The organism is Bradyrhizobium sp. UFLA05-109 (assembly GCF_054185165.1).
Genome location: NZ_JBBIAR010000135.1, coordinates 1 through 6,292, shown reverse-complemented (window position 1 = coordinate 6,292; position 6,292 = coordinate 1). Strand labels below are relative to the sequence as shown.

The 6,292-nt window shown below is 62.3% G+C and carries 7 protein-coding genes; 6 read left to right on the top strand and 1 reads right to left on the bottom strand.

The window, feature by feature from the left end; all coding sequences use genetic code 11:
• The coding region (locus Q3C01_RS44400) for an extracellular solute-binding protein (protein WP_458151656.1) at positions 1-733 on the top strand (733 nt) is incomplete at its 5' end.
• 42 nt (positions 734-775) lie between these two features.
• On the opposite strand, the gene Q3C01_RS44395 is transcribed toward Q3C01_RS44400, so the two are convergent.
• On the bottom strand, positions 776-1,027 hold the full coding sequence (locus Q3C01_RS44395; RefSeq protein ID WP_458151655.1) for a hypothetical protein: 252 nt from the start codon (positions 1,025-1,027) through the stop codon (positions 776-778).
• Between Q3C01_RS44395 and Q3C01_RS44390 the strand changes: the two genes are divergently transcribed.
• From Q3C01_RS44390 to Q3C01_RS44370, 5 genes are all read left to right on the top strand, one after another.
• Entirely contained in the window at positions 992-2,077 is a 1,086-nt protein-coding gene (locus tag Q3C01_RS44390; protein WP_458151654.1) for an ABC transporter permease, read from the top strand. The two genes, Q3C01_RS44395 and Q3C01_RS44390, sit on opposite strands and share 36 nt — an antisense overlap.
• Entirely contained in the window at positions 2,074-2,886 is an 813-nt protein-coding gene (locus Q3C01_RS44385) for an ABC transporter permease (protein ID WP_458151653.1), read from the top strand. The genes Q3C01_RS44390 and Q3C01_RS44385 overlap by 4 nt, the downstream gene beginning before the upstream one ends.
• 23 nt (positions 2,887-2,909) lie before the next feature.
• A complete protein-coding gene (locus Q3C01_RS44380) occupies positions 2,910-3,659 on the top strand; it encodes an electron transfer flavoprotein subunit beta/FixA family protein (protein ID WP_458151652.1) in 750 nt (249 codons plus the stop codon).
• On the top strand, positions 3,659-4,594 hold the full coding sequence (locus Q3C01_RS44375) for an electron transfer flavoprotein subunit alpha/FixB family protein (RefSeq protein WP_458151651.1): 936 nt from the start codon (positions 3,659-3,661) through the stop codon (positions 4,592-4,594). The genes Q3C01_RS44380 and Q3C01_RS44375 overlap by 1 nt, the downstream gene beginning before the upstream one ends.
• Before the next feature lie 30 nt (positions 4,595-4,624).
• The coding region (locus tag Q3C01_RS44370; protein WP_458151650.1) for an FAD-dependent oxidoreductase at positions 4,625-6,292 on the top strand (1,668 nt) is incomplete at its 3' end.

Sequence of the window (6,292 nt, the reverse complement as noted above, 5' to 3'; positions counted from 1 at the left end):
GGGCGGCAAGGACAAATTCCATCCTGGCGCAGCCTTGGACTGTGCGATCGGCAACGTCGCCTTCGCTTATATTCTCGCTTACGACAAAGCGAAGTTTCCCAACGGTGGTCCGACGACGGTCGCCGATATCTGGGACGTCAAAAAGTTTCCAGGCGCGCGCTCGCTGCGCAAGTCGCCCAAGTCGACACTCGAACTGGCCCTGCTGGCGGATGGCGTTGCGCCGGCCGACATCTACAAGGTTCTGGGCACCAAGGCGGGGGTCGACCGGGCGTTCAAGAAGCTCGACGAGATCAAACCCCATGTAAAGGTTTGGTGGGGCGCGGGCGCGCAGCCTCCACAATTGCTGGCGGACGGCGAAGTCGTCATGACCACGGCCTATAACGGCCGCATCTACGATGCGATCAAAAACAGCGGCAAGAATTTCCAGATCGTGTGGGACGGCGCTGCCCTCGATTGGGACATGTGGGCGATTCCAAAGGGTACCAAGCGGCTCGAACTCGCCAAGAAATTCATCGCCTTCGCCGAGAAGCCGGAGAGCCTCGCCGAGCAAACGAAGTACATCCCCTACGGGCCATCCAACATCGAGGCCATGAGCTTTGTCGACCGTTCGGTGCTGCCGAACTTGCCGACCGCGCGCGAGAACTCGAAGACGTCCTTCTCGATTTCGGCGCAATTCTGGGCCGATCACGACGAAGAGCTCACTGCTCGCTTCAACAACTGGCTTGCGCAGTAGGGCGCGCGGTCACCGGCGGAAGGCGATGAGCCTTCCGCCAGATCACAACGATGTACCGACGGTGAAGCGATGACGCATTCCGGCAGCGTTGTAGAATTCGAAACGGACCGTCAGAGCCAGCGATCTGGCGAAGCGGCTCTCGCGCTTGCCAAGAGGCTGAAACGGGCCAATCGGGCCGGGCGTCTCAAGGCCGTCGCCTTGGTCGTCCCGCTTCTCCTGTTCCTGGTCGTCACTTTCCTCCTGCCGATCGCATTGCTGTTGATACGTGCCGTCGATAATCGCGAGGTGGCCCAAGTCCTTCCGAACACCGTAGCGGAGCTGGCCAATTGGGATATGCGGACCGTACCCCCGGACCGGGTGTTTCGCGCCTTCGTCGCGGATCTGCAAGCAGCGCCTCAGGCGCGGCTGGCAGAAGTGACGCGCAGACTGAACTACTATTCGCCCGGGTTCAGATCGCTGATGAATCGCGCAGCCCGCGACGCCGCCGAATTCACACCTGAAACAGCCCGACAAAAGCTGCTGGACATCAGCGATAGTTGGGGCGCGGTTGAAACCTGGCAAGTCATCAAGCAGGCATCCCCTCGGCTGACGGATTATTATTTGCTCAAAGCGGTGGATCTCGTCAGACAACCCGACGGCTCGATCGTCCGAGCGACCGACGACGCGATCTATGTTGAGGTAATTGTCCGCACGCTGCTGATCAGCTTAGCCGTCACCGTTCTTTGCGTCGTCATCGGCTACCCCGTGGCCTATCTGCTCGCCACAACGTCGCCGCGCAACGCGCGCTGGCTCATGATGCTGGTGCTGCTGCCTTTCTGGACGTCGCTGCTCGTCCGCACCACGGCGTGGCTCGTGCTCCTCCAGAGCAACGGCGTTGTCAATTCGGTTTTGATTTGGCTCGGGATGCTTAGCAAGCCGCTAGAGCTGGTCCACAACCGTATCGGCGTCCTCGTTGCAATGACGCATATCCTGCTGCCGTTCGTTATCCTGCCGGTGCTGGCTGTCATGAAGGGCATTCCGGAGGTTTACTGGCGCGCAGCCTCGTCGCTCGGTGCGCCAGCCTACAAGGTATTCCTGAAGGTCTACCTTCCTCTGACACTGCCCGGTGTTGGCGCCGGCGCGCTGCTCGTCTTCATCCTGGCGTTGGGCTACTACATCACACCAGCACTCGTCGGCGGTCCCAGGGACCAGATGCTGAGCTTCTTCATCGCCTATTTTGTCAACCAGTCCTCGAATTGGGGTATGGCCGCGGCTCTTGCAGTCGTGCTGCTTGCGCTGGTCGGGGCATGCTATGTCTCGCTGGTTCTCGCTTATGGGCGTCGGCGGGCGGGAGTTCCGGCATGAAATCAGCGACGCCGTCACGCCAAGCGCTGCGCGTGTTTTCCGCACTCGTGCTGGTATTTCTGGTGGCGCCCATCGTGGCCATCGTTCCCCTGTCATTCAATTCGGAGCCGTTCTTTACCTATCCGATGCCAGGCCTCTCAATGCGCTGGTATCAGGAAGTCTTCGCTTCGACGGATTGGCAGCTGGCGGCTCGCAACAGCTTCATCGTCGCTTTCGGCGCGACCGCGCTCGCAACGATCCTTGGGACGCTGGCAGCGATCGGTCTCAACCGCCCCGACTGTCCGTGGCGCATGGCTCTTTCAGCAGTGATTATCTCGCCGATCGTCATTCCGCTCGTCGTGGCCGCAGTCGGCATCTTCTACTTCTATGCCGACATCGGGATGCTGAATACGCTGACGGGGCTCGTGCTCTCGCACACAGCGCTTGGCGCACCATTCGTGATGATTACAGTCGCAGCGACCCTGACTGGCTTTGATCACCGGCTAACCCGTGCGGCCGCGAGCCTCGGAGCTTCGCCCTTCACGGCATTTCGCCGGGTGATGCTGCCAATCATCGCGCCAGGCGTGGTTTCCGGCGCGATCTTCGCGTTCGTTACCTCGTTCGATGACGTGGTGGTTGCTCTCTTCATCACGGGAGCCGAGCAGAAGACGCTGCCGCGGCAGATGTGGAGCGGCGTGCGCGAGCAGATCAGCCCGGCGATTACTGCGGTCGCCACCCTGCTCATCATCGTCGCAGCCGCGCTGATGCTCACCGCCAACGCGCTTGAGGCGCGGCAGGAGCGCATGAGCAGCCCCAACCGTTCCGCGTGAACGCATCAGTCCGGAGGCCGTCCATGAAGGTTGTCGTGCCCGTCAAACGGGTGGTCGATTACAACGTCAAGGTCCGCGTCAAGGGCGATGGATCGGGTGTTGAACTCGCCAACGTCAAGATGTCGATGAACCCCTTCGACGAAATCGCGGTCGAGGAAGCGCTGCGCCTGAAGGAAGCCGGCAAGGCGACCGAAGTCGTGGTGGTCTCCATCGGACCGGCGCAGGCGTCGGAGACGATCCGCACTGGTCTCGCCATGGGCGCCGATCGCGGCATCCTGGTGAAGGCCGAGGGCACTGTCGAGCCGCTCGCCGTCGCCAAGATCCTGAAGAAGGTGGCTGACGAAGAGCAGCCGGGCCTCATCATCCTCGGCAAGCAGGCGATCGACGACGACAGCAACCAGACCGGCCAGATGCTGGCCGCGCTGCTCGGCTGGTCGCAGGCGACCTTTGCCTCGAAGCTCGAGGTCGAAGGTTCTGACTTCAAGGTCACCCGCGAAGTCGACGGCGGCCTGCAGACCGTGAAGCTCAAGGGCCCGGCGATCGTCACCACCGATCTCCGTCTCAACGAGCCGCGCTATGCCTCGCTGCCCAACATCATGAAGGCCAAGAAGAAGCCGATCGCGGACAAGACCGTCGCCGATTACGGCGTCGACGTCACCGCGCGCCTCGAAGTTCTGAAGACGGCTGAGCCCGCGGGCCGCAAGGCCGGCGTCAAGGTCAAGGACGTCGCCGAGCTGGTGTCGAAGCTCAAGAACGAAGCCGGGGTGCTCTGATGACGACGCTGTTGATTGCTGAACACGAACACGAGGTCCTCAAGGACTCCACCAACAAGGCGCTGACCGCGGCGTCCCAGCTCGGCGGCGACGTCCATGTGCTGGTCGCCGGTGGCGGGCAGGGCACCAAGGCTGCGGCCGAGGCGGCCTCGAAGCTCGCCGGTGTCGCCAAGGTGCTGGTCGCCGAAGGCGAGCCCTACGCGCACGACCTGGCCGAGCCGCTGGCTGCGTTGATCGTCTTGCTGGCGCCGTCCTATGACGCCTTCGTCGCGCCCGCGACCTCGCGCTTCAAGAACGTGATGCCGCGCGTCGCAGCGTTGCTCGATGTCATGCAGGTCTCGGAGATCACCAAGGTGGTCGCGCCCGACACCTATGAGCGTCCGATCTATGCCGGCAACGCCATCCAGACGGTGAAGTCGAAGGACGCCAAGAAGGTCATCACGGTCCGTACCTCGACCTTCCAGGCTGCCGCTGCCGGTGGCAGCGCGCCGGTCGAGAGCGTCGCTGCTGCGGCCGACCCCGGCCTGTCGACCTTCGTCGGTGAGGAAGTCGCCAAGAGCGACCGTCCCGAACTGACCTCGGCCAAGATCATCGTCTCCGGTGGCCGCGCCATGCAGAGCCGCGAAAACTTCGCCAAGTACATCGAGCCGCTCGCCGACAAGCTCGGCGCCGGCGTCGGTGCCTCGCGCGCGGCGGTGGACGCCGGCTATGCGCCGAACGACTGGCAAGTCGGCCAGACCGGCAAGGTCGTGGCCCCCGAGCTCTATGTCGCGGTCGGCATTTCCGGCGCGATCCAGCATCTGGCCGGCATGAAGGACTCCAAGGTGATCGTCGCGATCAACAAGGACGAGGACGCGCCGATCTTCCAGGTGGCCGATTACGGCCTGGTCGCGGATCTATTCGAGGCGCTGCCGGAATTGGCGAAGCAGATCTGAGCGGACGCCGAGTAAACAGCGGAGACGAAAATGTCGGAAATTCCATCGAGCGCGCGGGTCGTGATTATCGGAGGCGGTGTGGTCGGTGTGTCCTGCCTCTATCATCTGGCGAAAGCTGGCTGGACCGACTGTCTGCTGCTCGAGAAGAATGAACTGACCTCGGGATCGACCTGGCATGCGGCGGGGAATGTTCCGACATTCTCCAGCTCTTGGTCGATCATGAACATGCAGCGGTACTCGACTGAGCTCTACAAGCGGCTCGGTGCCGAAGTCGACTACCCGATGAACTACCACGTCACGGGATCGCTGCGCCTCGGACACACCGACGAGCGCATGCTGGAGTTCCAGCGTGTAAGGGGCATGGGCCGCTATCAAGGCATGGATATCGAGGTCTTTGGCTTCGACGAGATGAGGCAATGCTACCCCTTCCTGGAAACGCATGATCTCAAAGGCGCACTCTATGATCCGAACGACGGCGATATAGACCCGGCGCAACTTACCCAGGCGCTAGCGAAGGGTGCGCGGGAGATGGGCGCGCGGATTATCCGCTTCTGCGCCGTGACCGGAGCGAGGCGTGACGCCAGCGAATGGGTGATCGCGACCGAGAAGGGCGAGATCCGTTGCGAATACGTCGTGAACGCTGCGGGGTATCGCGCGCAGGAGGTCGGCCGGATGTTCGGCCGCGAGGTCCCGATGATGGTGATGAGCCATCAGTATCTCCTGTTTGAGGAAATTCCTGAGATCGCCGCGTGGTCGAAGGAGCAAGGCTGCAAGCTGCCGCTCTTGCGCGACGTCGACAGCTCTTACTACCTCCGGCAGGAGCAGAACGGCATGAACCTTGGTCCTTATGAGGCCAATTGCCGTGCGCACTGGACGACGCCAAGCGATCCGATGCCGGCCGACTTCTCGTTCCAGCTTTTTCCGGATGATCTTGAACGGTTGGAATGGCATCTCAACGATGCAGTCGAGCGAGTCCCCATCCTGGGAACCGCTGGCCTGTCCAAAGTCATCAATGGCCCGATTCCCTACGCCCCGGATGGTAATCCGCTAATCGGGCCGATGCCTGGCGTGCCCAACGCCTTCGAGGCCTGCGTCTTTACCTTCGGCGTCGCGCAAGGAGGAGGAGCGGGTAAGGTCCTCGCCGAATGGGTTACGGAGGGCAGGACCGAGTGGGACATGTGGTCTTGCGACCCGCGCCGGTTCACGAACTACACCGACGATCGCTACTGCGTCGATAAGGGAAGGGAGGTCTACGGCAACGAGTACGCCATCCATTTCCCCCGCCATGTCTGGCCGGCTGGCCGCGACCGCAAGCTTTCGCCCCTTCACGACCGCATCAAGGCACTTGGCGGCCAGTTCGCGCCTTATAACGGCTGGGAGCGCGCGAACTGGTATGCGCAGCCTGGCGACGATACTTCTGAGCGCTCGACCGAAACTTTCCGCCGCGACGGACCGTGGCAGCCGCGGATCCGCGAGGAATGTCTGGCCGTGCGTGACCGCGCCGGCATCCTCGATCTGCCCGGCTTTTCACGCTTCAAGGTCGAAGGCGCCGGAGCTCGTAGTTGGTTGCTCGGTCTTACCACAGGACTGCTTCCAAAGCCGGGCCGGATCGGACTCGCTTACTTCGCGGACAAAGACGGGCGCATCGTTACAGAGATGTCGGTCATGGCACTCGACGAAGACGCGTTCGTGCTGATC

Excerpts from the sequence above, each read along its gene's own strand:
- Q3C01_RS44380 (WP_458151652.1), top strand. The coding sequence starts at position 2,910 with ATGAAGGTTGTCGTGCCCGTCAAACGGGTGGTCGATTACAACGTCAAG.
- Q3C01_RS44385 (WP_458151653.1), top strand. The coding sequence starts at position 2,074 with ATGAAATCAGCGACGCCGTCACGCCAAGCGCTGCGCGTGTTTTCCGCA.
- Q3C01_RS44375 (WP_458151651.1), top strand. The coding sequence starts at position 3,659 with ATGACGACGCTGTTGATTGCTGAACACGAACACGAGGTCCTCAAGGAC.